This is a genomic window from Hyphomonas oceanitis (assembly GCF_036964545.1).
GTDB lineage: Bacteria > Pseudomonadota > Alphaproteobacteria > Caulobacterales > Hyphomonadaceae > Hyphomonas > Hyphomonas oceanitis.
In genome coordinates, this window is record NZ_JBALTL010000001.1 from 493703 (window position 1) to 515644 (window position 21942).

General features: G+C 56.7%; 17 protein-coding genes and 1 tRNA gene. 5 read left to right on the forward strand and 13 right to left on the reverse strand.

The genetic code is table 11. The features are described from left to right. Window positions 1–97 precede the first annotated feature (97 nt). The gene (locus V7651_RS02565) at window positions 98–508 is read right to left on the reverse strand and encodes a DUF1499 domain-containing protein (RefSeq protein WP_335590736.1); all 411 of its coding nucleotides are present in this window, start codon (window positions 506–508) and stop codon (window positions 98–100) included. Window positions 509–643: 135 nt separating this feature from the next. Further along, entirely contained in the window at window positions 644–1084 is a 441-nt protein-coding gene (locus V7651_RS02570; RefSeq protein ID WP_034738763.1) for a phasin family protein, read from the reverse strand. Between the two features lie 231 nt (window positions 1085–1315). Here V7651_RS02570 and V7651_RS02575 point away from each other — a divergent pair, with 231 nt between their 5' ends. After that, complete coding sequence (locus V7651_RS02575) at window positions 1316–2551, forward strand: D-alanyl-D-alanine carboxypeptidase family protein (protein WP_335612084.1); 1236 nt, start codon at window positions 1316–1318, stop codon at window positions 2549–2551. Between the two features lie 89 nt (window positions 2552–2640). After that, window positions 2641–3603 (forward strand): KpsF/GutQ family sugar-phosphate isomerase, encoded by a 963-nt coding sequence (locus tag V7651_RS02580; protein ID WP_241765674.1) that lies wholly within the window; start codon window positions 2641–2643, stop codon window positions 3601–3603. 72 nt (window positions 3604–3675) lie between these two features. On the opposite strand, the gene V7651_RS02585 is transcribed toward V7651_RS02580, so the two are convergent. Further along, window positions 3676–4353, reverse strand: coding sequence for an SIMPL domain-containing protein (locus V7651_RS02585; protein WP_162176911.1), 678 nt, complete (start codon window positions 4351–4353; stop codon window positions 3676–3678). 219 nt (window positions 4354–4572) lie between these two features. Further along, window positions 4573–5592: a UDP-glucose 4-epimerase GalE gene (gene galE, locus V7651_RS02590; protein ID WP_335612085.1), complete on the reverse strand. Its 1020-nt coding sequence runs from the start codon at window positions 5590–5592 to the stop codon at window positions 4573–4575. Between the two features lie 162 nt (window positions 5593–5754). Between galE and V7651_RS02595 the strand changes: the two genes are divergently transcribed. Next, window positions 5755–5828: transfer RNA gene (locus V7651_RS02595), tRNA-Ile, on the forward strand. A gap of 13 nt (window positions 5829–5841) precedes the next feature. On the opposite strand, the gene V7651_RS02600 is transcribed toward V7651_RS02595, so the two are convergent. The 7 genes from V7651_RS02600 to gmd all read right to left on the reverse strand — a co-directional run bounded on the left by V7651_RS02600 (window position 5842) and on the right by gmd (window position 12741). After that, entirely contained in the window at window positions 5842–6795 is a 954-nt protein-coding gene (locus V7651_RS02600) for a UDP-glucuronic acid decarboxylase family protein (protein WP_034739119.1), read from the reverse strand. A gap of 42 nt (window positions 6796–6837) precedes the next feature. Beyond that, window positions 6838–7719, reverse strand: a complete 882-nt coding sequence (phhA, locus tag V7651_RS02605) for a phenylalanine 4-monooxygenase (RefSeq protein ID WP_034738753.1) — start codon at window positions 7717–7719, stop codon at window positions 6838–6840. Window positions 7720–7837: 118 nt separating this feature from the next. Further along, complete coding sequence (locus V7651_RS02610; protein ID WP_034738752.1) at window positions 7838–8800, reverse strand: glycosyltransferase family 2 protein; 963 nt, start codon at window positions 8798–8800, stop codon at window positions 7838–7840. A 238-nt stretch (window positions 8801–9038) separates the two neighbouring features. After that, on the reverse strand, window positions 9039–9977 hold the full coding sequence (fcl, locus tag V7651_RS02615) for a GDP-L-fucose synthase (protein WP_034738750.1): 939 nt from the start codon (window positions 9975–9977) through the stop codon (window positions 9039–9041). Between the two features lie 87 nt (window positions 9978–10064). Beyond that, window positions 10065–10811: a putative capsular polysaccharide synthesis family protein gene (locus tag V7651_RS02620; protein ID WP_034738748.1), complete on the reverse strand. Its 747-nt coding sequence runs from the start codon at window positions 10809–10811 to the stop codon at window positions 10065–10067. Between the two features lie 38 nt (window positions 10812–10849). Next, complete coding sequence (locus V7651_RS02625) at window positions 10850–11626, reverse strand: putative capsular polysaccharide synthesis family protein (protein ID WP_034738746.1); 777 nt, start codon at window positions 11624–11626, stop codon at window positions 10850–10852. A 44-nt stretch (window positions 11627–11670) separates the two neighbouring features. Continuing rightward, the gene (gmd, locus tag V7651_RS02630; RefSeq protein ID WP_034738745.1) at window positions 11671–12741 is read right to left on the reverse strand and encodes a GDP-mannose 4,6-dehydratase; all 1071 of its coding nucleotides are present in this window, start codon (window positions 12739–12741) and stop codon (window positions 11671–11673) included. A 345-nt stretch (window positions 12742–13086) separates the two neighbouring features. Here gmd and V7651_RS02635 point away from each other — a divergent pair, with 345 nt between their 5' ends. Next, complete coding sequence (locus tag V7651_RS02635; RefSeq protein ID WP_162176910.1) at window positions 13087–13665, forward strand: class I SAM-dependent methyltransferase; 579 nt, start codon at window positions 13087–13089, stop codon at window positions 13663–13665. A gap of 252 nt (window positions 13666–13917) precedes the next feature. Then, entirely contained in the window at window positions 13918–20253 is a 6336-nt protein-coding gene (locus V7651_RS02640; RefSeq protein ID WP_051615096.1) for an FkbM family methyltransferase, read from the forward strand. 4 nt (window positions 20254–20257) lie between these two features. On the opposite strand, the gene V7651_RS02645 is transcribed toward V7651_RS02640, so the two are convergent. Both V7651_RS02645 and V7651_RS02650 read right to left on the reverse strand, forming a co-directional pair. After that, window positions 20258–21277 carry a Gfo/Idh/MocA family protein gene (locus tag V7651_RS02645; RefSeq protein WP_081812117.1) on the reverse strand — a complete coding sequence of 340 codons (1020 nt, stop codon included), beginning with the start codon at window positions 21275–21277 and terminating at the stop codon, window positions 20258–20260. Further along, window positions 21222–21902 carry an O-methyltransferase gene (locus V7651_RS02650; RefSeq protein ID WP_081812116.1) on the reverse strand — a complete coding sequence of 227 codons (681 nt, stop codon included), beginning with the start codon at window positions 21900–21902 and terminating at the stop codon, window positions 21222–21224. Before V7651_RS02650 ends, V7651_RS02645 begins: the two co-directional genes overlap by 56 nt. Window positions 21903–21942: the final 40 nt, after the last annotated feature.

Sequence of the window (21942 nt, forward strand, 5' to 3'; positions counted from 1 at the left end):
CCGGACGTGTTCAGACAATTCGCTCATGGCCATAAGATATACGTTCCTGCGAGAGATTGAAGGGACGAAGCGAGGCAAAAGCATGTCATGCCTGCTTTTAGGGCATGGCGAGCGCACTGAGGAGTGCGTTCACCCGCTTCCCGTTTGTACCGAGATCCGAGTAACCAACCCGCGAACGGGAGTAGACGACGAGTGTCGATTGCCCGTCATGGGCCTCCACCGGAAGCACCAGAATATCCACATCATCCTTGAACCGGAGAAGTTTCGTAACGGCGATGAAACTGATCCGTCCGGTCGAAGGGTCGGACGCCTTTATCTTCCAGTCGCTTCGCGCGGCGATCATCTCCATGACATCCTTGAACAGGGCGTCAGGCGTGCGGTCATACACCGGCGAGGATTCGTCGGGCAACGCGGCGTCAATGAAACCGTCGGGAGCAACGAGCCAGTTATTTGGCTTGGCCGGGCGCTTGAATGTCTGGAAATCGATGAAATCGGTCATGAGGAGCATGGTAATCTGCTTCAGGGCAGATGCCACACGAAAAACATGGCTCCCACAAACAAAGAACCGGACCAATGAGGTCCGGCTCTTCATTCTACTCACTCTACAGTCAGACGGCGTGGACTCCGTCTGGATGTTAGGGAGTTATTTCGTGGCCCACACTTTCGTGAAAGGCTTGGCAGCGTCGCGCCATGCGAGCATGCAAAGCTCAGCCTGCGCGCTCATCTCGGATGTGTAGGCCGACATCATGGATTTCGCGAAACCGGTCTGGATTTCGACAACCTGGCGCGGGTCTTTCGCGCTGGTCATGGCCTGTGTTGCTTCAACACCCTGCTCAAGCGTGCGTGTGAAGAAATCCATGTTGCGGCTGCCGATCGTGCGCATCACTTCTGTTGAAGCGGAGGCGTGCTCAGCGATTTTCTTCATGCCGTCTTCAGCGTAGGTGCCGAATTTGCTGGCCATGTCGGAGACTTTTTCCATGCCGTCATCCAGCATCTTGGTCGCGGCTTCGGTCGCATGCGCCTCGGCTTTGGCAGCTTTAGGAGCGGTTTTGGACTTTGGAGCTGAATTAGGTGACTTGGCCATGGGGCGAATCCTTTTTCCTCGTGTTCGCCTTATATAGTACATTTTATTCGCTTACGCAACAAAAATTGTGCGCTGCAACATAAGCATTCCTGCACGCTTTTTGCACAGCAACCCGGAGATTGCCAAAATTTGAGCGCTTCGCCTGTGTTAAGGTGTGGTCAACGCATTTTTGGGACTCTATCGTAAACCTTGGGCGGTTCGGGGTTCATACTTTCGCGGAGGTAGACCACAATGAGACAGCATACTTGGGGTTTGGCGATCCGAACGCTTGCCTTGGCGGCAATGCTCGTTGTGACCGGCTTCAGTACGCCAGCGGCCTTCGCCGAAAAGTACGCCTCCATTGTGATCGACAAAGACACAAACGAAGTTCTCCACGCTCGCAACGCCGATGATCCACGCTATCCGGCGTCCCTGACCAAGGTCATGACGCTCTACATGCTGTTCGATGCGATCAATTCCGGCGACGTGTCGCTTGATGAACAACTCCCCGTTTCGCGCTTCGCCGCCAGCCAGGCGCCATCCAATCTCAAGCTCAAGCCCGGCTCGACGATCAGAGTCAGCGACGCCATCGGCGCGCTCGTCACGAAATCCGCCAATGACGTAGCCGTCGTTGTTGCCGAACGTCTCGGCGGCTCTGAAAGCCGCTTTGCTCAGTTGATGACTGTCAAAGCAAAAAGCCTTGGCATGCAGAACACGCGCTTCGTGAACGCATCCGGTCTGCCTGATGACCGCCAGATAACCACCGCCCGCGACTTGGCCATATTGGCTGAGGCCATGATCGACGACCATGGCGAGTCCTATCATCACTTCTCACGCCCTCGCTTCACCTGGGCCGGCAAGACCTATAAGAACCACAATGAACTGCTCGACACTGTCGACGGCGTGGACGGCATCAAGACCGGCTACACCCGCGCTTCGGGCTTCAACCTGATGACATCTGCCAAGCGCGACGGTCACCGTATCGTCGCCATCATGCTGGGGGGCAGCACGTCCAAATCGCGCAACGCCCATGTCGAGGCGCTCGTCGAAGCCGCTTTCAAGAGCTACGAGCTGCCGGCTGATCCAATGGATCCAAGCCGCCGCCTCCAGATCGCCTTCTCCGAATTCAACACGACAACCGTCAATCCGAATGGTGCGGCCGTCCCAATGCTCAACGGCAAGCCGCTTGGCGCTCTCCAGCCCACCACGACGACACTGCGTGGCCTGACGGCCGTGCCGAAAACCCCTGAACCGAAAGTGGAACAGACGGTCGAGGTTGCCGAAGTCGCTATGGAGCCGGATGAAGAAACGGCCGAAGATGCCAGCGAGATTCTGATGGCGGATGCCGGGCAGACGGCTGATGAAACGGTTGAGTTCGAGCAGGGTGATGCAACCCCGACAAGTTTTGTTGGCGCAACGGTTGTCATTCCCGCCGGTCGCCCCGCCTTTACGGTCGGCGAATACGAGGCTCGCCAGTTCGGCAACTAGACTCACACGCAGCCGAACACACGACCAAGGCTTGACGAACCCTCCCAATCGGGCAGACGCCTGTGCGCAAAGCCTCTAGGGAGTCTTCCTTGAAAACCGAGTCAGAAATCGAACTTGCGCGCAATGTTATCCGCATCGAGCGGGACGCTCTGGAAAAGCTTGAGGCCGGCCTCGACGAGACCATCATCCGTGCGGCAGACCTGGTCATGGCGACGGATCGCTATGTGATTGTCGCCGGCGTCGGCAAGTCGGGCCACATTGGCCAGAAGATCGCCGCCAGCCTCGCCTCGACAGGCACGCCCTCCTTCTTCCTCCACCCGACCGAAGCCAGCCACGGCGACCTTGGCATGATCGTGCCGGGCTCTGTCCTGCTGGCCATCTCCTATTCCGGCGAAAGCCGCGAAATGGTCGACCTCCTGCGCTATTGCCGTGGCAATTCCATCCCCGTTATCGGCATGACCCGCGCCCCCGATTCGACCCTTGGTCGCCTGTCGGACGTCGTCCTTCACATGCCAACGGTGGCTGAGGCCTGCCCGAATGGCCTCGCGCCCACCTCATCCACAACCATGGCCCTCGCCCTTGGCGATGCGCTGACCATCCTCCTGATGGACCGACGCGGCTTCAGCCGAGAGGATTTCGGTTCGCGCCACCCGGGCGGCAAGCTTGGGCGCTCCCTGCAAACAGCGGGCGACTATGTTACCGACCGCCCTGATGACATCCCCGTCGTCGCCACGGATGCGAGTGTGCAGGAGGTCATCCTGGCCGTCTCGGAAGGCCGCAAGGGCTGCGTGGCTGTCCTCGGGCCCGATGGACGCATTGTCGGCATGGTCACCGATGGTGACCTTCGTCGCGCCATGCTCGCCGGCAAGCTGGATGGTGACGCAAGGTCCGTGATGACCCCCGATCCGCGCACAATCGCCCCCAAAGAACGCCTCGCAACGGTCATAAAGCGGCTCAGCGACAACCGCATCTCGAACGCCTTTGTCGTCGAAGACGGGCGCCCCATCGGCATCGTGGACATGAAGGACCTGCTGGCGGAAGGTTACGTTTAGACCTCAGGCTGAATCAAAAACGGCGGCTCCTTTAGGAACCGCCGTTGGTTTGAAAAAGCGACTGCTCGCCGCTTATTTCACAAGTTCGAACTGCACATTCACACGCGCCGTGTAGCCGACTTCGCCGCCCGAAATGGGAGTCGAGGCATCCATCGCCATTTCCTTGCCGCGGGCCATCATGGCCATTGGCTGGGGGCTATAGTCGCCACCTTCCGTCATGGTCACGATTCGGCCGACCTTCATGCCAGCTGCGGTCGCGTACAGCTCTGCTTTCGACAGCGCGTTGGTAACGGCCTTGCGGCGCGCTTCGGCGCGCACTTCGTCATCATTGTCGAGGGCAAAGCTGATGCCCGAGAACGTGTTGCCACCGGCCGACACAAGGCTGTCCATCGTGGCGCCCAGATTGTCGAGATCGCGAACCTTCACGGTCAATTGGTTGGACGCTGTATAGCCGTCGAGGCGCTGCTCGCCGCGTGTGCGGCCCTTGCCCTCGTCAACTTCGATATAGGTGTAGCGTGGCTGCAGTGAGAAGTTCGACGTCTGCATGTCCTTTTTCTCGACACCCGCCTTGGCGAGCGCATCGAACACGCCGGTCATCGCATTGGCCTGCTGCTGCATGGCTTCCTGCGCGGTGGCGGCATCGGCCTGAACGCCTGCCGTGATGTAGGCAATGTCGGGGGCGCGCATGACTTCGCCTTCTGCACTGACATCCAGAGTGGTTTCAGGCTGGATCGAATTGTTGTTCATCATTGATGGCCCTGTGCTTGTCAGGGAGGCTCCCTTTGTCGTCGTTGGCATCTGCGCGCAGGCAACTGGCGCAAGCGCCAGTATGCAAACACTCATTGCAGCGATCATTTTGGTCTGTTTCAGCATGTCTGGATTTCCATTCTTGTTGATGGCCCTGTGTCCCAAAGGATTAAGGCCGCAAGACGGCGAAAGTTGCCTCAGACTGGAAAAACGACTGCGATATCAGTTCGTCTCGTATCCATTCGGGTTCTGGCTTTGCCAGGCCCACTGGTCGCGGCACATGTCGCTGATATCGTATTCAGCCTGCCAGCCTAGCAAGGATTGCGCCTGACTTGGGTCGGCCCAGAAAGCAGCGATATCACCGCTGCGCCGGGGCGCGAAATTGATAGGAACTTCCCGTCCGCTGGCCGCTTCGAAGGCCTTTACAAGCTCGAGAACTGACGTGCCCTGCCCCGTGCCGAGATTAACTGTGATCGCGCCCGGTTCCCGTTCAAACCGTTGCAGCGCCAGGACATGCGCGCGGGCGAGGTCAACCACATGCAGGTAGTCCCGCACACCCGTCCCGTCGGGCGTATCATAATCATTGCCGAAGACGTTCAGTTCCGTTCGGCGACCGACCGCCACCTGCGCCACATAAGGCATCAGATTGTTCGGTACGCCGTGGGGGTCTTCGCCAATCTGGCCGCTGGCGTGGGCGCCAATCGGGTTGAAATAGCGCAGGATCGCCACATCCGTCATACTGCCAGACGCCACCAGATCATTCAGCATCTGCTCGACGGCGAGCTTCGTCTGGCCATAGGGGCTCGTCGGGCTGAGCGGGTGGCTTTCGGTATAGGGCAGGAAGACTGGCTCGCCATAGACCGTGGCACTGGAGCTGAACACAAAACGCTTCGTACCGGCTTCCATCATGGCAGTCAGCAGGCTGTGCGAGCCCATCACGTTGGCGCTGTAATATTCCAGTGGTTTGGCGACGGAATCGCCCACCGCCTTCAGGCCGGCAAAATGGATGACCGACTCGCAATCATGCTTTTTCAGAATCTCGATGATCTGCGCCGTGTCACGAATATCGGCTTCATAGGAAGGCAATTCATGGTTTGTCAGGCGCCGCACACGGTCCAGCGATGCCGGGCTGCTATTGCAGAAATTGTCCACGACAACGGGCGAATAGCCCTGGGCCATCAGCTCCACGCACGTATGCGTGCCTATATAGCCCGCGCCGCCTGTCACCAAAACCTGCTTCATAACCACACCCTCGCAGCCGAAATCGGCCAATTCAATACCAATCCGGCACGTAACGCCGTTTCGCTCGACCTATCATGCATCATCAATGCAAATACATGGCCAAAGAGGGTGATTTGCGCCATTGCCACAGGTTATCCGCGCGCTTAAACCGGGGGCTCAGTGGGGCCTGTAGCTCAGTTGGTTAGAGCGGACCGCTCATAACGGTTTGGTCGCAGGTTCGAGTCCTGCCGGGCCCACTGGTCAACTCAGTCAGCTCATCGCCCGAATCTCATTCTCAAAATAGGCAATCGTGGGTTTCAGACCTTCGTCCAGCGACACCGTGGGCGCCCAGCCAAGCTTTTCCTGTGCAAGGGAAATATCTGGCTGGCGCTGCTTGGGGTCATCTTGCGGCAGCGGACGATGCACGAGCTTGGACTTCGCGCCCGTCAGCGCAATCACGCGCTCGGCCAGCTGACGGATGGTGAACTCGCCCGGATTGCCGATATTCACCGGGCCTACGAAATCGGGGCCTGATCCCATCAGCGACACCAGACCGGTCACCAGATCGGACACATAGCAAAAGCTGCGTGTCTGCTCGCCGTCGCCATAAAGCGTGATGTCCTCGCCCTTCAGCGCCTGCACGATAAAGTTGGAAACGACCCTGCCATCATTCGGATGCATGCGTGGACCGTAGGTATTGAAAATGCGGGCGACTTTGATCTCCACCTTGTGCTGGCGGTGATAGTCGAAAAACAGCGTTTCGGCGCAGCGCTTTCCCTCGTCATAGCATGAACGGATCCCGATCGGGTTCACATTGCCCCAATAGTCTTCGGTCTGGGGGTGGATCGCCGGATCTCCATAGACCTCAGATGTCGAGGCCTGAAGGATGCGCGCCCGTGTTCGCTTGGCGAGGCCCAGCATGTTGATGGCGCCGTGCACGCTGGTCTTGGTCGTCTGGACCGGGTCGAACTGGTAGTGGATCGGGCTAGCCGGGCAGGCCAGATTGTAGATCTGGTCGACTTCCACAAAGAGCGGAAACGTCACATCGTGACGCATCACTTCGAACTTCGGATTATCGAGCAGGTGGGCGACATTGGTGCGTCGGCCCGTGAAGAAATTGTCGACGCAGAGGACTTCCGCCCCTGTCTCGAGCAGGCGCTCGCACAGGAAGGAACCGATGAAGCCGGCGCCGCCGGTGACGAGAATGCGGGGAACATAATGCATCATAGCGGGGTGCGGGCTTTTTGCAGAACGGTCAAGAGGGCGTCAGCGCACGGCCTTCCGCTTGTGGAAATAGTCCAGTGTGCCGAGCGTAATTACTTCGTCGCCCGGCTCGATCTCATGGGCTTCAAGATCCGGGTTGCCTTTGACATCGCCGTACACGGTGCCGAAGTCCTTGTAGCAGGCCTCCAGCAGCGCCTCGAAACTGTCGATAACAAAATAGGTCTGCTGAAAATCATCGATGATGTATTTGGTCCGCATGATCCGGGCCAGATCAAAGCCGATCCGGTTCGGGCTGTCGTCTTCCAGCGCGAACACTGTCTCATTCGGGCTGGAAAGGATGCCGGCGCCATAGATGCGCAAGCCACCTGCTTCGCGGATCAGGCCGAATTCCACCGTGTACCAGTAAAGCCGCGCCAGATTGTGCAGCTGGCCAAGTTGCATCGCGCGCTGCCCACCCTTGCCATAGGCTTCCATGAAATCGGCGAACACAGGATTCGCCAGCATCGGCACATGGCCGAATATGTCATGGAAGATATCCGGTTCCTGCAGGTAGTCGAACTCCGCCTCGGGGCGGATGAAGGCGCCTGCGGGGAAGCGGCGATTGGCAAGATGATCGAAGAATATCTCGTCAGGAACAAGTTCAGCCACCGGTACGACGCGCCATCCCGTGATGGCCTCGAGCCTGTCTGACAGCTGCTCCATGTCAGGTATTCCCGATGCCGATAGCTCCAAGGCTGCCATGGCGTCCAGCGCCGTCTTGCTGGCCCGGTTGTATGTCACCTCCTGCTGGCGACGAAACAGTCTGTCCCACCTGTCGTGTTCGGCCGCAGAATAGGAAGCCCAGTCCTGGTCGATCGTGAAATCCGCTGCGCGAGGCGCACCCGCATAGCGGTTCTTGGGGGCATCTTTTGTATCAAGAGGCATTGCGTGCTCCGGTTCAGCTTTGGTGCCGTATCCAAAACACCCTTATGCGCCCAGATCTTGTGCTAATGAAGCACCTGAGGCAAAAAAAGTTACAAATGAAACTTATTTTGCCTGCTGTTTATTCAGCCGTGCGCACGACGCGCCGCTCATCCGGCACGAGCATGGCCGGCTCCAGGTGGCCAGAATCATCCTGGGGCGGCTTCGGATAAAAATAGGCTTCCTTTTGTGCCCTCGACAGGCGGCGATGTTCATTATGGCCCCGATAAGTGCCGAGATATTGCATGAAGCGGAACCCAACGATGTCCGACATGTGCTTGAACAGGGAGCGCTCGCTCCAGGCCGCGCCCAGATCATGCAAGCTGCCAGCAATGAAATAGCGCAACGCATCAAAGGCAGACACATGCACTTCCGGCATGATCGTGCGCAGGGTCAACGCTTCGCGATAATAGCGCTTGCGGGTCTGGCCGAGGGTCTCGTCATGTATGTGCACAACCGGCGCAGACGCGACATATCCGATCTTGCCACCATCCATGACGATCTGGCGTGCCAGAACCATGTCCTCAAGGCCTGTGCATTCTTCGTCAAATCGGTAGCGCGCCCAGACATCTCTCCGGATCGCGGCGTTGGCATTGTTGCAAAAGAAGCCTTCCTGCGGAACGCGGTCGAAAGATGGAAAGTACTTCTCGAACAGGCGCTTCTCGGAAAAGTTGGAGCCCACATCACCAATCTGGCGGCCATAGGTATAATCGGCTTCACCATCGATCAGCGGCTGGAGCAGCGCTTGGAGCCATCCGTCATGCGTCGGGATGCAGTGCGCCGAAATGAAAACAAGGTACTGGCCGCCCGCTGCTTCGCAACCCCAGTTCAATGAGCGCCCGAAGGTGAATTCCGATTTACCAATGTGGCGGATATTGCAGCCCTGACGCTCGGCAATGCCAAGCGTGCCATCGGTCGAGCCACTATCGACCAGTATAATTTCCGACGTTAACGCATCCAGCTTCTGGGACTTGCAAGCCTTGATCGCGTCTTCAAACCAACGCTCCTCATTGAGCGCCCGGAACACTATACTCACGTCAACCATCAGTCGGTCCCTTCAGCCTTTTCTGGCTGTTTTCGGCATTCCAAGCAATTTGCTCACCGAATGCGAAATATTATATTCTTGTCCTTGGGGAAAACTACCGCCCCGGAGAGTCGCCCGTCAAATGAATATGCACCATGTGCGACGGTTTTAAGGCATTGTGCGCACAGATTAAAATACGCGGCCACACACATTCAGGTTCCGCCGCAAAACTAGCAAGCACTGCGGATGCTCCATTCGGCTATCTGGTCTGGTTTTGTGTAGAAAACCAGCCATATGCGTCCGCCAGTCCTTCACGCATGCCAATGTGTGGCGCCCAGCCAAGGTCACGTATCTTGGCCCCGCTCATCAGTTTTCGCGGCGTTCCATCCGGCTTGGTCAGGTCCCGCTCCAGCCCACCTTCGAAACCGACCACATCCATTACGATTTCAGCGAGTTCAGCGATCGTAAGATCCTCGCCCGATCCCACATTGACGTGTTCATTTCCCGAATAGACCTTGAGAAGATGTACGAGGGCGTCGGCACAGTCATCGGCATGTAGAAACTCGCGCCGCGGGGTTCCGGTACCCCAAATCGTCATTGCCGCAGCACCTGCCAACTTGGCTTCATGTGCCTTCCTGATCAGGGCCGGAATGACATGGGAGTTCTGAGGATGGTAGTTATCGCCGGGGCCATAGAGATTGGTCGGCATGGCAGAGATATAGTCCACACCATATTGGCGCCGGTAGGCTTCGCAAAGCTTCAAACCGGCAATCTTGGCGATCGCATACCACTCATTTGTTGGCTCCAGGGGACCGCTCAAAAGCGAATCTTCCATGATCGGCTGGGGCGCAAACTTTGGGTATATGCAGGAGGATCCGAGAAAGAGCAGCTTTCCCACCTCCTCCCGGAATGCCGCCTCTATCACATTGGTTTCGATGACGAGGTTCTCGTAGAGAAAATCTGCCGGATAGGTGTCGTTTGCCACGATCCCGCCGACTTTTGCCGCCGCAAGGATCACGGCGTCCGGCTTCCGGTCTGCCATCCATGCCCGCACACCCGCCTGATCCAGCAGATTCAGTTCATCGCGACCGGCCGTGAGAATTTCGCAATCCTCGCGCTCGAGACGCCGGACCAGGGCACTCCCAACCATCCCGCGATGGCCGGCGACAAATACCCTCTTGTTATTGAGTTGAAACATGATGCGATACGATCCTGCGATTTGAACGATGTGGCTAGTCTGGGTGTATAGGGCGACGCCGTGGAGGTTGCGGCGGCAAGGACGTAATCAGATGGCGCCTTGATAGTTGAACTTGCGCGCAACTGCGGTCCGTTCTTCCTCAGAAAAGAATGTCCTGAAATATTTCAGCGCAAAGCACTTCTCGAGATAGTCTGACCCCATCAGGTCAAGTGACGCCCCTATCTGCCTATAGGCATCCGAATACCATTTTTCATGCGCTTCATTCTGGCGAATGACAGCGACTTCCTTGTTGACGAACTCGCTAACGATCTCGGACTTTCGATTATCAGATGCGTCCATCTTCATAATCAGCACTTCAAAACTATCATTTGAAAACCTGAAATGATCGGCTGCGGGATTCACCGTGGCATTAAACACATCAATGCCTGTCGTCGGAATGAAGTCATTCTCGAACCAGAAGTCTGGAATCGTCGGCTGGTAGCGTTGCAGCCGGGCAACAATTTCGTCGAAGTTATCAGCAAGACGCTCCGGCAGATTCTGGAATACTGCAGAGATATTCCTCATGACCGGTTCCCGGATCAGGCTGATAATCCGGCTTTTTCCATAGCGTGCAAGGTCGTTGTGGACCTTGATAGAATTTATCAGATGGATGGGAATAGTCTGGCGATCGGTGCTGGCAAACTCCTTTTCCAGCCTCACCATGATTCTGCGGGGCGCGAGGGCATGTACGTCATAAATCTGGAAGTCAGCCGCGCGCAGAGACTGGGCCACTGCAGTTGAAGCGACTTTGCCCATCGTGAATACGATAATGTTAGGGTTCAGATCCTTCGCCATCAGGCTATTCGCTCCGTCCGTTATGTGTGCAGTCCCGATCAGGCCGAAAGTGTGTGACCATAAAGCGCCGCCGTCTGGCGCCGCTCTTCAAGCGAGTAGAACTTTTTGAAGTATCGGCAGTTGAGGCACTTCTCAACATATTCCGACCCGATCACGCCCAGATTGGCCATGACCTCGGAATAGGTTTCGCCATACCATTTGTCCGACGAATCGTTTTCACGTGTAATGGAAATCTTCGTCCCCAGAAAATTGCCTATGAGCGCTTCCTTGCGACGGTCTGCTGTCTGCGACTTGACGATCAACAGGTCGATCTTGCCGTTTCGGAAACGGAAGACATCCTTGGTCGGGTCGATATCTGCATTGAAGACGTCAATGCCCATGGACGGAATGAAGTCTGTCTCGAACCACACATCAGGCCAATGCGGGGGGTTGCTGCGCAGTCTCTCAAGGATCGCTTCCTGGTCTCCTGCCAGCCGCTTGGGCAGGTTCTGGAATACCGACGACACATTGCGACTTACAGGCTCGCGAAGAAGAGAGATGACTTTCACTTCTTTGTTCAGCCGCAGCGAATTGTATGCCTGCAGCGACCGGATCATGTGCGGCGGGACAATCGGGAAATCGTCATTCGCAAAGAAAGACTGCAATAGGCTGGTAATTCGATCCTGCGCCAAAAAATGCACGTCGTAGCATCCAATGCCCGCATCAAGAATCGCATTTGAAACCGACGAGGACGCCACCTTGCCCATCGTGTACAAAATCAGCGGCGCAAACGTGGTTTGCATGTAGGTCTTCTTGAGGAAGTCCGGATCATCCATGTTGGCGTTATGTCCTGTTTGCTGCTGCAGCGAGTGGGGTAGCCTTAAGCAGAGCGGTCCTTGCGCCAGGACTCCCGCTCGACAAGGGCGACATCGGCACGAACCATTTCGCTGACGAGATCTGCAAACTTAGTTGTATGCGTCCAGCCGAGCTTCTCCTTTGCCTTGGTCGGGTCGCCGATCAGGAGATCAACTTCCGTTGGGCGGAAATAGCGCGGATCGATCTTGACCAGCACGTCGCCGGTCTTGGCATCGCGGCCGATCTCGTCGACGCCTGTACCCTGCCATTCGATCGTACGACCCAATTCGGCAAAGGCCAGCTCCACAAACTCTCGCACCGGATGCGTTTCGCCGGTCGCCAGCACCCAATCGTCGGCTACATCATGCTGAACGATACGCCACATGCCTTCGACGTAATCGCGGGCGTGGCCCCAGTCGCGCTTGGCGTCCAGGTTGCCCAGGAACAGTGTTTGCTGGAGGCCTTTGTCGATGGCCGCCACGGCACGCGTGATCTTGCGCGTCACGAACGTCTCGCCGCGCGTTGGGCCTTCGTGATTGAACAGGATGCCGTTGGAGGCGTGAATACCGTAGGCTTCGCGGTAATTCACTGTGATCCAATAGGCATAAAGCTTGGCAGCGGCGTAGGGACTGCGGGGGTAAAATGGTGTTGTTTCAGACTGTGGAACTTCCTGCACCTTGCCATACAGTTCCGACGTCGATGCCTGATAGAAGCGCACCGCGTTGTCGAGACCGAGAATGCGGATCGCCTCAAGTAGGCGGAGTGTGCCAAGCGCATCCGCATTGCCCGTATATTCAGGTGTTTCGAAGCTGACCTGCACGTGGCTCTGCGCGGCCAGGTTGTAAATCTCGTCCGGTTTGCTCTCCTGCACCAGACGAATCAGGTTCGTCGAATCAGTCATGTCACCATAGTGAAGGTGGAATCGGGTATCGCGCTCATGCGGGTCGACATAGAGATCGTCGACGCGGGCTGTATTGAACGATGATGACCGTCGCTTTACGCCATGCACAATATAGCCCTTGTCGAGCAGCAGTCTTGCCAGGTACGCACCGTCCTGCCCTGTTATACCTGTAATAAGGGCTGTTTTTGTTGACATGCCAATTCCGTCTCTGCTTTGTCTGAGGGTCGGACGGCTTATGGCCTATAGTGTTTGCATTGCGCAAGTTCAGGTTTGCAGGAATACGATTTAAGGCGTCACAGAACGATTGGCGGTTGGTATGGCGTGCGCTAAAGCCAGAAATTATGCTTTGCCATGGACTCGCCAGAACGTTGATTTGGGTTTCGCAAACGGGGTCGCCCCTGAGTGCGATTGGCAAGGCCCCACTGTAAAGGTTTGTAAATGTTAGATGTTCTGCGAAAGACTGAATATTTTGAGCACCTCACTGAAGGTCACGCCGTCCGCAAGGACCACACGCTTAAAGGAATTCAGGACGGCTGGGTCATGGCCCAACTCGCAGGAACCAAAGGAAAGCGCCTGCTGGAAGTCGGCGGTGGCAATTCACGCGTCCTGCCGAATCTGAAGGACAACAAGCTCTGGAACGCAGAGAAATTCGAAGGCGTGGGCAATGGCCCAACGGCGCCCAAGGAACTGGACGGCGTTACCGTCATCCCGACATTCATGGGAGAGTTCCATCCCGATGTCCCGGAAGTCGATGTCGTCTTCTCGATCTCTGTGGTCGAGCATATTCCGTTCGAAAAATACAAGGATGCGTTCGCCGACATGGCGCGCTGCCTGGCGCCCGGTGGCACGATGTACCATGCTGTGGACTTGCCCCTCGGCGACGAGCCCCTTCCGGTAGCGCAGAAGCGTATTCGTCTCCTGATCTCTGCCATTGAGGACGCAGGCCTGAAATGGCGCGAGCCACCTGCCGTTGAGCCGGATTGTACGTTCAAATGCGACATGGCGAGCAATTCAGACCTGACCATGTGGATGTGGGCCCGCATTTCGGAAGCATCACGCCATGCAAGCCCGATCTACCAGATCGTGACGCTGAAACTGATCGCCGACAAACCGCTCTGAACGCCCCCACACCGCCTGGAGAAACAGTTTTGCGTCCAGGCAATACGTGTCTGCCTTTCATTTGCCCAAAATAGTATCGACTGGATGTAATATTGGAAAAGGCGTTACAGGTATTTTTCGCCGTGCCGGTGCTAATGACAGTAGCTTCACGCGGCCAAAAAGGCTTGAAAGTTCCGGGCGCATGCTCGCCGAGCGCGTCGCTCCGAAATTGGTTGCCACAAGGCCTTAAATCGAACCGGATAAGCTAGAACAGTGTCTCAGAAATTTTCCATCGTCACGCCATCGTATAATCAAGGGCAATTCCTGCCTTTCAATCTCGTTTCGGTTCGGGAGCAGACACATCCGGATATCGAACACATTGTTGTCGATCCAGGCTCAACCGATGGGAGCCGCGAAACAGCCGAAGCTGCCGATGGCATCATCCTGATTGCAGAACCCGACCGCGGCCAGTCTGACGGCATCACCAAAGGCTTCGCCCGAGCCACGGGCGACTATATGACATGGTTGAACTCGGACGATTTCTATCCCGATCCGCAGATTCTCGAGAAAGTTGCTGCCGCCTTCGAACAGAACCCTGATGCTGATATCATCTACGGTAAGGTCGACTTCGTGGATGAAGAAGGCAAGTTCCTTCGGAACGGCTACGTGAATCCCAACCAGGACGCGTTGCTCGACAGCTTTGCCTATCAGGTCGGCATCGTCCAACCTGGTGTATTCATGCGCCGATCCGTATTCGAGAAAATCGGCGGTCCATCCGAGCAGTACGAATACTGCATGGATTACGAATACTGGGTCCGCATGGCCACAAGCGGATTGAAATGGGTCTATCTCGACGAGACACTCGCTCACCATCGCTGGTGGGGCGGCATGAAGACGAGCAAAGGGCGCGATCAAAGCCTCGTCGAGCACATGCGCGTGTGCGCGAACTATTTTGGATACGTACACTGGAAGTGGCTGGACCGTTATGCCGAGTACCTGACGTCCAGTCTCGATGGCGTCGTGAATCACAATTACAAGCCTGACCCGCTCGCGAAATCAGATAACGCGCATCGCACCATCCGGCGCTTCGTCACCCAGGAAATGCTGCGCCTGCTGGAAGCTTCCGACAAACCGGAAGAGCGCGCGACCCTGAACTACGTGCACAAGCACGCACCCGATCTCGTCCGATACGCCTGGAACGCCGACGAGCTCGACGGCTTGGAAACAACCAGTCCCGAGCCCGACGCGCACAAGCGGCCAGCCTGGCACGTAATGGATGCAACAGACTCGAAGGGTTATCCCTACCGGTCCTATAACGTCACTGACAATTTCCACCGCTGCTTCGATGCCAACTGGTACCACGATGCAAAGGAGCGCGGCGTTCGCAAACTGGCCTCATTATCGAAATGGCGCCGCGATGTATGCGTCATCGTCGGAAATGGCCCAAGCCTGAACCAGACGGACCTGTCGCTCCTGAAAGACGCCGATGTCATCATCTCGAATTTCGCGACGCTGAACCCTCAGCTGTTCGAGCTGGCGACGATCCTGACAATCACGAACAACCTTGTCGCCCAGCAAGGCCGTGTCGATTTCAACAATGCACGCAAACCCAAGGTCTTTCCGATCTGGCTCTCGAACGACCTGAACGAAACGGACGAGACCGCATTCGTTGAGGCCGTCGTCCGTCCGATGTTCAATGAATCACTCGACGGCGTGTTCTCCTGGCGCTCGACCGTCAGCTTCTTCAACATGCAGCTCGCTTTCGCGCTCGGGTACAAGAAGGTCCTGCTCGTCGGCTTTGATCACTCGTATGTGCAGCCGCAGAGCGTGAAGGAAGGCGATCTGATCAAGCAGGACGAGGACGACGAGAACCACTTCGACCCCCGCTATTTCAAGGACAAGGTCTGGCAGGCAGCAGATACCGACAACATGGAGGCCATGTACGAGCTGGCACGCAAATCGTTCGACGCCGCTGGCCGCGAGATGGTCAACTGCACGGTCGGCGGACGCCTGGAGGTCTTCCGCCGCGGCGATCTCGCAACGGAAATAGCCGCGATGGCGCAAACGGCTCCTGATACCAAAGCGCTCGACGCAAACGAGATCAAGACGCAGAAGAAACTCGACCGGCTCATAGCCAAACTACCGCAAGACCTCCGTGATCCAATCTTTCTACCAACCGCGCAAATCCCTCCTGCTGCACAGCTTGAAGGCCTCACCAAGGTCAAAGCCCTCTTCAATGGCGAACTCGACAAGATTTACCGGCCACGACTTCAAGCCCTCAAAGCTAAGCGCAAGGCGCGGCGCTGCTTCATCATCGGAAACGGCCCGAGCCTGAAGCATACCGACCTTTCGCTCCTGCGAGACGAGGTGACCTTCGCCATGAACGGCTTCTTCCTGAAGATGCCGGATCTCGACTGGGAGCCAACCTATTATGTGGTTGAAGACCATCTTGTCGCCGAGGACCGCGCCGACGAGATCAATGCCATGCACGGGCCGACAAAACTGTTCCCGGCCCACCTGCGTTATGTCCTCGAACCCGATGACAAGACTGTCTTCTTCGACCACCGCAAACGCGTCAGCTTCCCGCTCGGTTTTGATTTTTCTTTCAAGGCCGACGCGCATACCTACGCGGGCGGTACAGTCACCTTCACTTGCATGCAGTTGGCTGCCTATCTCGGGTTTGACGAGATTTATTTGATTGGCGTGGATGCAAGCTACCACATTCCAAAGGATGCCAAACTCGCAGGCGAAAGCCGGGTGAAGGAATTGGATATGGCGTCCGATGACCCAAACCATTTCCACCCGGATTATTTTGGTAAGGGAAAGCGCTGGCACGAACCGAATGTCGATATCATGCTGGAGGCTTACGAAGAGGCCCGGCAGGCCTGTGATGCGCGTGGTATCAAGATCATCAACGCGACTGTAGGCGGCAAGCTTGAAGTGTTTCCGCGCGCCAACTATGCCGACGTCTTTTCCGATAAGGCCGATCTGCCACGCGTCCTGTTAATCGACATGACACGGATCGCTGATGGTTCGGCGACCGGGGAACTCAAGGCAACACTTTTCGCCGACTGGCCGGCAAACCGGCTGATGCAATTGCATATGAGTGGGGGCACCAGTGTCGGTCTAACTTACAATGGGCGGACGACGGAATTTAGCGATCCGCTACGCTCCGACGGCCGCGCGATCGACGAGGCTGTCGAGGCCTTCGCGCCCGATCTCATCATTTACCGACCAACGCCCCGGACGGATATCCTGCACAAGAAGGCGATGCGCCTGATTGCCAAGTTCGACCTGCCGCTTGTGACGTGGATCATGGACGACTGGCCCGCCGCGCTTGAGCTTGATGACCCCGATGCGTTCAAACAGCTTGATGCCCAATGGCGGAGCCTGCTCGACCTTTCGTCGGTGCGCTTCTCAATCAGCGATGCCATGTCTGAAGCCTTCGCCGAGCGGTACGGATTCCGCTTCATCTCGGTGGCAAATGGTGTCGACGTAAGCGAATGGCCAAAACCTGTAATGCAAAAGTCTGACGTGCCCCTCAGCGTCCGTTATGCAGGCTCCCTCGCGGAAAACATGACATTGTCCTCAGTCCGGCTTGTCGCCGAAGCCGTTGAGCGGCTCGCGCAGGAAGGCATGGACATTACGTTTGAGATCAAGACGCGCGATCTCTGGAAACGAGTTGCGGCGCCGCATTTCAAGGGCCTCAAGCATACCAAATTCATTGTGGCCGACCTGGAATCGAAGGCCTACCGTGCGTGGCTATCGGCCGCTGACATCGTTGTTATTGGATACAATTTCGACACTGAGTCAAAATCCTACATACAGCATTCCGTTGCAAACAAGCTACCCGAGTGCCTCGCCAGCGGCGCTGTGCTGCTCGCCGTGGGGCCAGCGGATGTCGCGACTATATCGATTCTGAACGAACTTGATTGCGGCATCCGAGTCACGAACAACGACGCCGACGCGGTCGTCCGCGCCATCCGCGCGCTTGCTGTCTCCCCCGAAGAACGCTTCCGGCTCGGTACTGAGGCCCAGGAAATTGCCTTTGATAAATTCAACGTCGAGCATCTGCGCGATAAGTTTGAAGGCGCGCTTCGTATGGCTGTCGCACGCGACAGCCGGATGATAGGCAAGCCCCGCAGCGCGAGCGCACATGTCGATGAGACCGCTGTGGTGGCCCATATGTATCGGGATCGAAAGGGACCGACGCATACCATGCTGGACGTCGGCGCCCATGTCGGCACATCGGCTGCCTATTTCCACAAGCTCGGCTGGTCGATCCATTGTTTCGAACCTGACACAAAGAACCGCTCAAAATTGATGGAGCGGTTCGACGGGGTCGACAATGTCACGATTGATAAGCGGGCTGTCAGCAACGAGACAGCCGAAGGAATCAGCTTCTTCAGCTCACCGGAGAGCACCGGCATTTCCGGCCTACTCGCGTTCCGCGACACCCATGCGGAATCTGACCGTGTGGATGTCACCACGCTGACGGAAGTCATCAAATCCCGATCGATTAGCCAGGTCGACTTCCTGAAAATCGACGTCGAAGGTTATGACCTGAACGTCCTCAAAGGGGCGCCATGGGACACGGTATTACCCGATGTCATCGAGTGCGAGTTCGAAGATGCCAAGACCTTAAAGCTTGGTCATACCTGGAGAGACGTGGCTGAATTTCTCCGTGAACGGGGATATGCTGTTTACGTAAGTGAATGGCACCCGATTGTGCGATATGGAATCGGCCACGATTGGCGGCGAGTTGTTCCTTATAATGACCACAGCATGTCACCTAATGCGTGGGGCAATTTTCTGGCCTTCCGCGAAGACCCTGGCTACGAGGCTGTCGCAAACGCCTTTGATGAACTTGTCGCATTTCGGAATCCACCTGCGCCGCATCCAAAAGAAAAATCAGCATCAAGACCCGACAAAAACAAAAAAACGGAAAGTCGCCAACAAATGTTGAAGAAGCCTACTTCAAACACATTGCCGGTTGCGGAGGAAACGACCGCAAAGCCGCTCTGGTATCGCAATTTCGCGCAGCGAATTCATGAGATGTCTCCCCGCCTCTATAGCCTTCTGCGTTTTGCGCGCCGTGCCTCAGCTCATATAGTCTCGCGCCGCGTCCTTATGTTGCCGCTTTTGATTCTGGCGGCATTGTTTGTGACTGCGCTGATCTTGCCGTCACTGTCGGCCTATCGCCCCTGGATCGTAACAGCGACCGCCGGAGGGCTTCTGTCGGTGGTACTGGTTTATGTCGCCTTCCGGTCTCATGCCCATGCCGAATCGCTACATCTGGAAGTCAATGCACTGCGCCGCGAATCGAACCAGCTTCGCGAGCGTCTTTCGACCGCACAAACGCTGATGGCAAAGAGCGCCCTCACCGCCACGCAGGAGTTCGTGGACAGCGCAATGCGTGACACGATCATGCCGCGTATCGAGGCCGTGAGGGCAGCAGGCGTCGCCGAGCGCCGAAGGGTCGATAACCTGAAAAAAGCGGCTGACAGCGCTTCGGCGAAAGTTGATGGTGCGCTCGAAGAAATCGAACGCCTCAATTCCCTGCGCAAGCAGATGAACCAGCTTGTGGCCGCAATCGATGAGCGCGTCACAAATGGCGAGGCGTCAGTCGAGACGCTGACAGCCAATCTCGAGGCGCTCGATAATCGTGCTATCGGTCGCGCTGCGCTTGCCGCCGTTAATGACGCCCTGACCGAAAGGCTGACCACTCGGATAGTCTCGCTTGAGAATAATGTTTCCGAACTTGGAAAGTGGTCGCAATTCAACAACGCCACTTGGTACCAACGCTTCAATCGCCGTCTCTCGGCGGACCATATCAAACTGCTCGAATCAGAGTGGCGCAAGCGCCTGTCCGTGCCGATCAGCAATGCTGTCGTCGGTTACATGGCGAACCGCGCATGCGAGATCGAGCGCCAGCTTGACGGTCGCCTCGCGACGTCGATCGAGGATGTCATCCTGCGCTCCCTTGTGGCCCGTGCCGTCAAGGGCGAGCGTATTGATGTGCTCGAAATCGGGACCTTGTTCGGAACTGGCGCGGCGATCATGTTCGATTCGCTCGCCAATCATTATGAGCAAATCCACTTCACGCTGCTGGATCCTCTCGAAGGCTATTACAATGCCAGCCAGGCCGACATCCTGACAGGCCAGCCGATTGACGAGAACACGCTGCGCCGCAACCTGGCCCGCGTCGGCATGACGGAAGACCAATTCACGCTGGTCAAGCGCCTCAGCACGGAAACCGAAGCCATCCTAGATGCCGGCAAGCGTCAGTATGATGTCCTGGTGATCGACGCCGACCATTCCTATGCAGGGGTCAAGACGGACTTCGAGAATTACGCCCAGTTTGTGAAGCTTGGCGGCTATATCATTTTTGATGATTATGGTTCGCCGGACTGGCCGGATGTGCAGGAATATGTCGATTCAGAGCTGGCTGACGTGGAATACATCACGCGCGTGGGTGCAAGCTGGCGCACGTGCGTGTTCCGGGTTGTGAAGGCAGCGGCTGAAGCGCGCAAACCCGCCGCGACATCCAAGCCGCGCACGCGCAAGCCTGTGACAAAAGTCGAAACCGATCCGACAGCTGCTGACTAGATCCTCAGATCTCGATTGGAGAAACTTTTGTGATCTTCGCCGAGGCAAATGCTGCCTCGGCGATTTCGAGGGGTGATGTATCAAAATCACTCTCGCCGGTGCGTATAAGTTCGGCGAACTGCTGATACAGGCCTGCATACTCTCTGCTTTCAGCGCGCGAGATAGGCCCGTTGTTTATGCAAAGGGCCGCGCCACCTTCGGAGAGGTCCAGGGTTTCTCCGCCCTCCGCCTCAAGGTGAATGGACCAGACCTCTTCCGCTGTCACACGGAAGTCCAACGCTGCCTCCATACGCGCTTCGCCTGCATGAAGCGTAAAGCACGCACTAAGTGGCATCTCGACATTTTCCGGCACGTCGAAATGGGAGCCTGAAACGCTCCATGGTAAAGGATACAGAGCGGTCAAAATCGACAGCGCGTTGATACCAGGGTCAAACACACCAAACCCGCCCTGCCGCCAGAGCCACTCCTGTCCCGGATGCCATTTGCGCGCATCTTCATGCCAATTTATCTGTCCTCGGCGGAGGGAATGTTTCTCGCTCCAAGCCATTGCCTGAGCGATCATCGGCGCAAACCTGGAGTGCCAGCTCGCAAAGATCGGCACACCGGCCTCATCTGCCATCCGTTTTAGTGCCAGGGCATCGCCAGCAGTCACAGCTGGCGGTTTCTCCAGCAGGATCGCGCAACCGTGCTCACTGGCTACGCGGCACTGCGCCAATCGAACGTCGGGCGGCGTACAGATGGCAACCGCGTCCAGATCGAGGCCTGCGGCAAAGGCTTCCTCAAGGCTGGTAAATGCAGGCACGTCGCCGCCAGGGGGGCTCCGGCTGATGAGTGCGGTTAGCTCAAATGACGGATTGTTCCGGATGGCCGAAACATGCTGGTCACGCGCGATCTTTCCAAAGCCGACGATTCCAATCCTGATGGGTCGCTTTATCGTCATGGCTATCCTGATGATCGCAGACTTGCCGCTAGAGTTTCGGCTTTCGTTGCCACATGGCAAGGCCCGGCGTGAACCACGAAACATGCTCGAGATTGATCAGGTTTCCACCATGCTTTTCAAGGATCACGCCCAGGGCGCCGTTGACGCGCTGATCCTCGTGAGGCTCGGCAATCCTGTATGTATTGTCGAAAAGAACAATGGCGTCAGGTGTCAGATATGGCAGCAGGGTTTCAAACTCGAACATCACATCCTTCACGAGGTGTGATGCATCAAGAAAGGCGAATCTGACCTTGCCAAGGTCCTTCAGTGCAGGTCCAAACGTGTCATGCACACTGCCCTGATGCAGCGTGACGCGGTCGGCCACACCACCCAGTTCAAGATTTTGGCGCGCCTTGGCGATATTGGTCTCTTCGAGCTCGAACGTATGGACGTGCCCCTTCACGCCGGCATCCACGAGTGCTTGGGCAAGAATGATCGTCGTACAGCCCTCATTCGTCCCGGTTTCAATCAGGACCTCTTTCCTGTTCCGATCCAGATGTGACAGCAGCAGATGATAGATGAAACCCCACCCGGGATAACCGATGGTCGCGCCAGTGCGCGGCCGCGCATCCTCAATACACGACACGCCGCGCTCAAGACTTGCCAAGTGTGCATTAGGCAAACGTGCAACATCGTAGCCAAACATTCGATGATAGACGGGTGGGTTCATGCGGAAGGTCTCTCGTTAGCTCAGCGAAGGGAAAACGGGC

Coding starts and splice junctions, on each gene's coding strand:
- V7651_RS02610 (WP_034738752.1), bottom strand. CDS start 8,800: ATGGTTGACGTGAGTATAGTGTTCCGGGCGCTCAATGAGGAGCGTTGG.
- V7651_RS02645 (WP_081812117.1), bottom strand. CDS start 21,277: ATGTTTCGTGGTTCACGCCGGGCCTTGCCATGTGGCAACGAAAGCCGA.
- V7651_RS02570 (WP_034738763.1), bottom strand. CDS start 1,084: ATGGCCAAGTCACCTAATTCAGCTCCAAAGTCCAAAACCGCTCCTAAA.
- fcl (WP_034738750.1), bottom strand. CDS start 9,977: ATGTTTCAACTCAATAACAAGAGGGTATTTGTCGCCGGCCATCGCGGG.
- phhA (WP_034738753.1), bottom strand. CDS start 7,719: ATGCCTCTTGATACAAAAGATGCCCCCAAGAACCGCTATGCGGGTGCG.
- V7651_RS02650 (WP_081812116.1), bottom strand. CDS start 21,902: ATGAACCCACCCGTCTATCATCGAATGTTTGGCTACGATGTTGCACGT.
- V7651_RS02600 (WP_034739119.1), bottom strand. CDS start 6,795: ATGCATTATGTTCCCCGCATTCTCGTCACCGGCGGCGCCGGCTTCATC.
- galE (WP_335612085.1), bottom strand. CDS start 5,592: ATGAAGCAGGTTTTGGTGACAGGCGGCGCGGGCTATATAGGCACGCAT.
- V7651_RS02565 (WP_335590736.1), bottom strand. CDS start 508: ATGCTCCTCATGACCGATTTCATCGATTTCCAGACATTCAAGCGCCCG.
- gmd (WP_034738745.1), bottom strand. CDS start 12,741: ATGTCAACAAAAACAGCCCTTATTACAGGTATAACAGGGCAGGACGGT.
- V7651_RS02625 (WP_034738746.1), bottom strand. CDS start 11,626: ATGGATGATCCGGACTTCCTCAAGAAGACCTACATGCAAACCACGTTT.
- V7651_RS02620 (WP_034738748.1), bottom strand. CDS start 10,811: ATGGCGAAGGATCTGAACCCTAACATTATCGTATTCACGATGGGCAAA.
- V7651_RS02585 (WP_162176911.1), bottom strand. CDS start 4,353: ATGATGAACAACAATTCGATCCAGCCTGAAACCACTCTGGATGTCAGT.
- V7651_RS02635 (WP_162176910.1), top strand. CDS start 13,087: ATGGCCCAACTCGCAGGAACCAAAGGAAAGCGCCTGCTGGAAGTCGGC.
- V7651_RS02575 (WP_335612084.1), top strand. CDS start 1,316: ATGAGACAGCATACTTGGGGTTTGGCGATCCGAACGCTTGCCTTGGCG.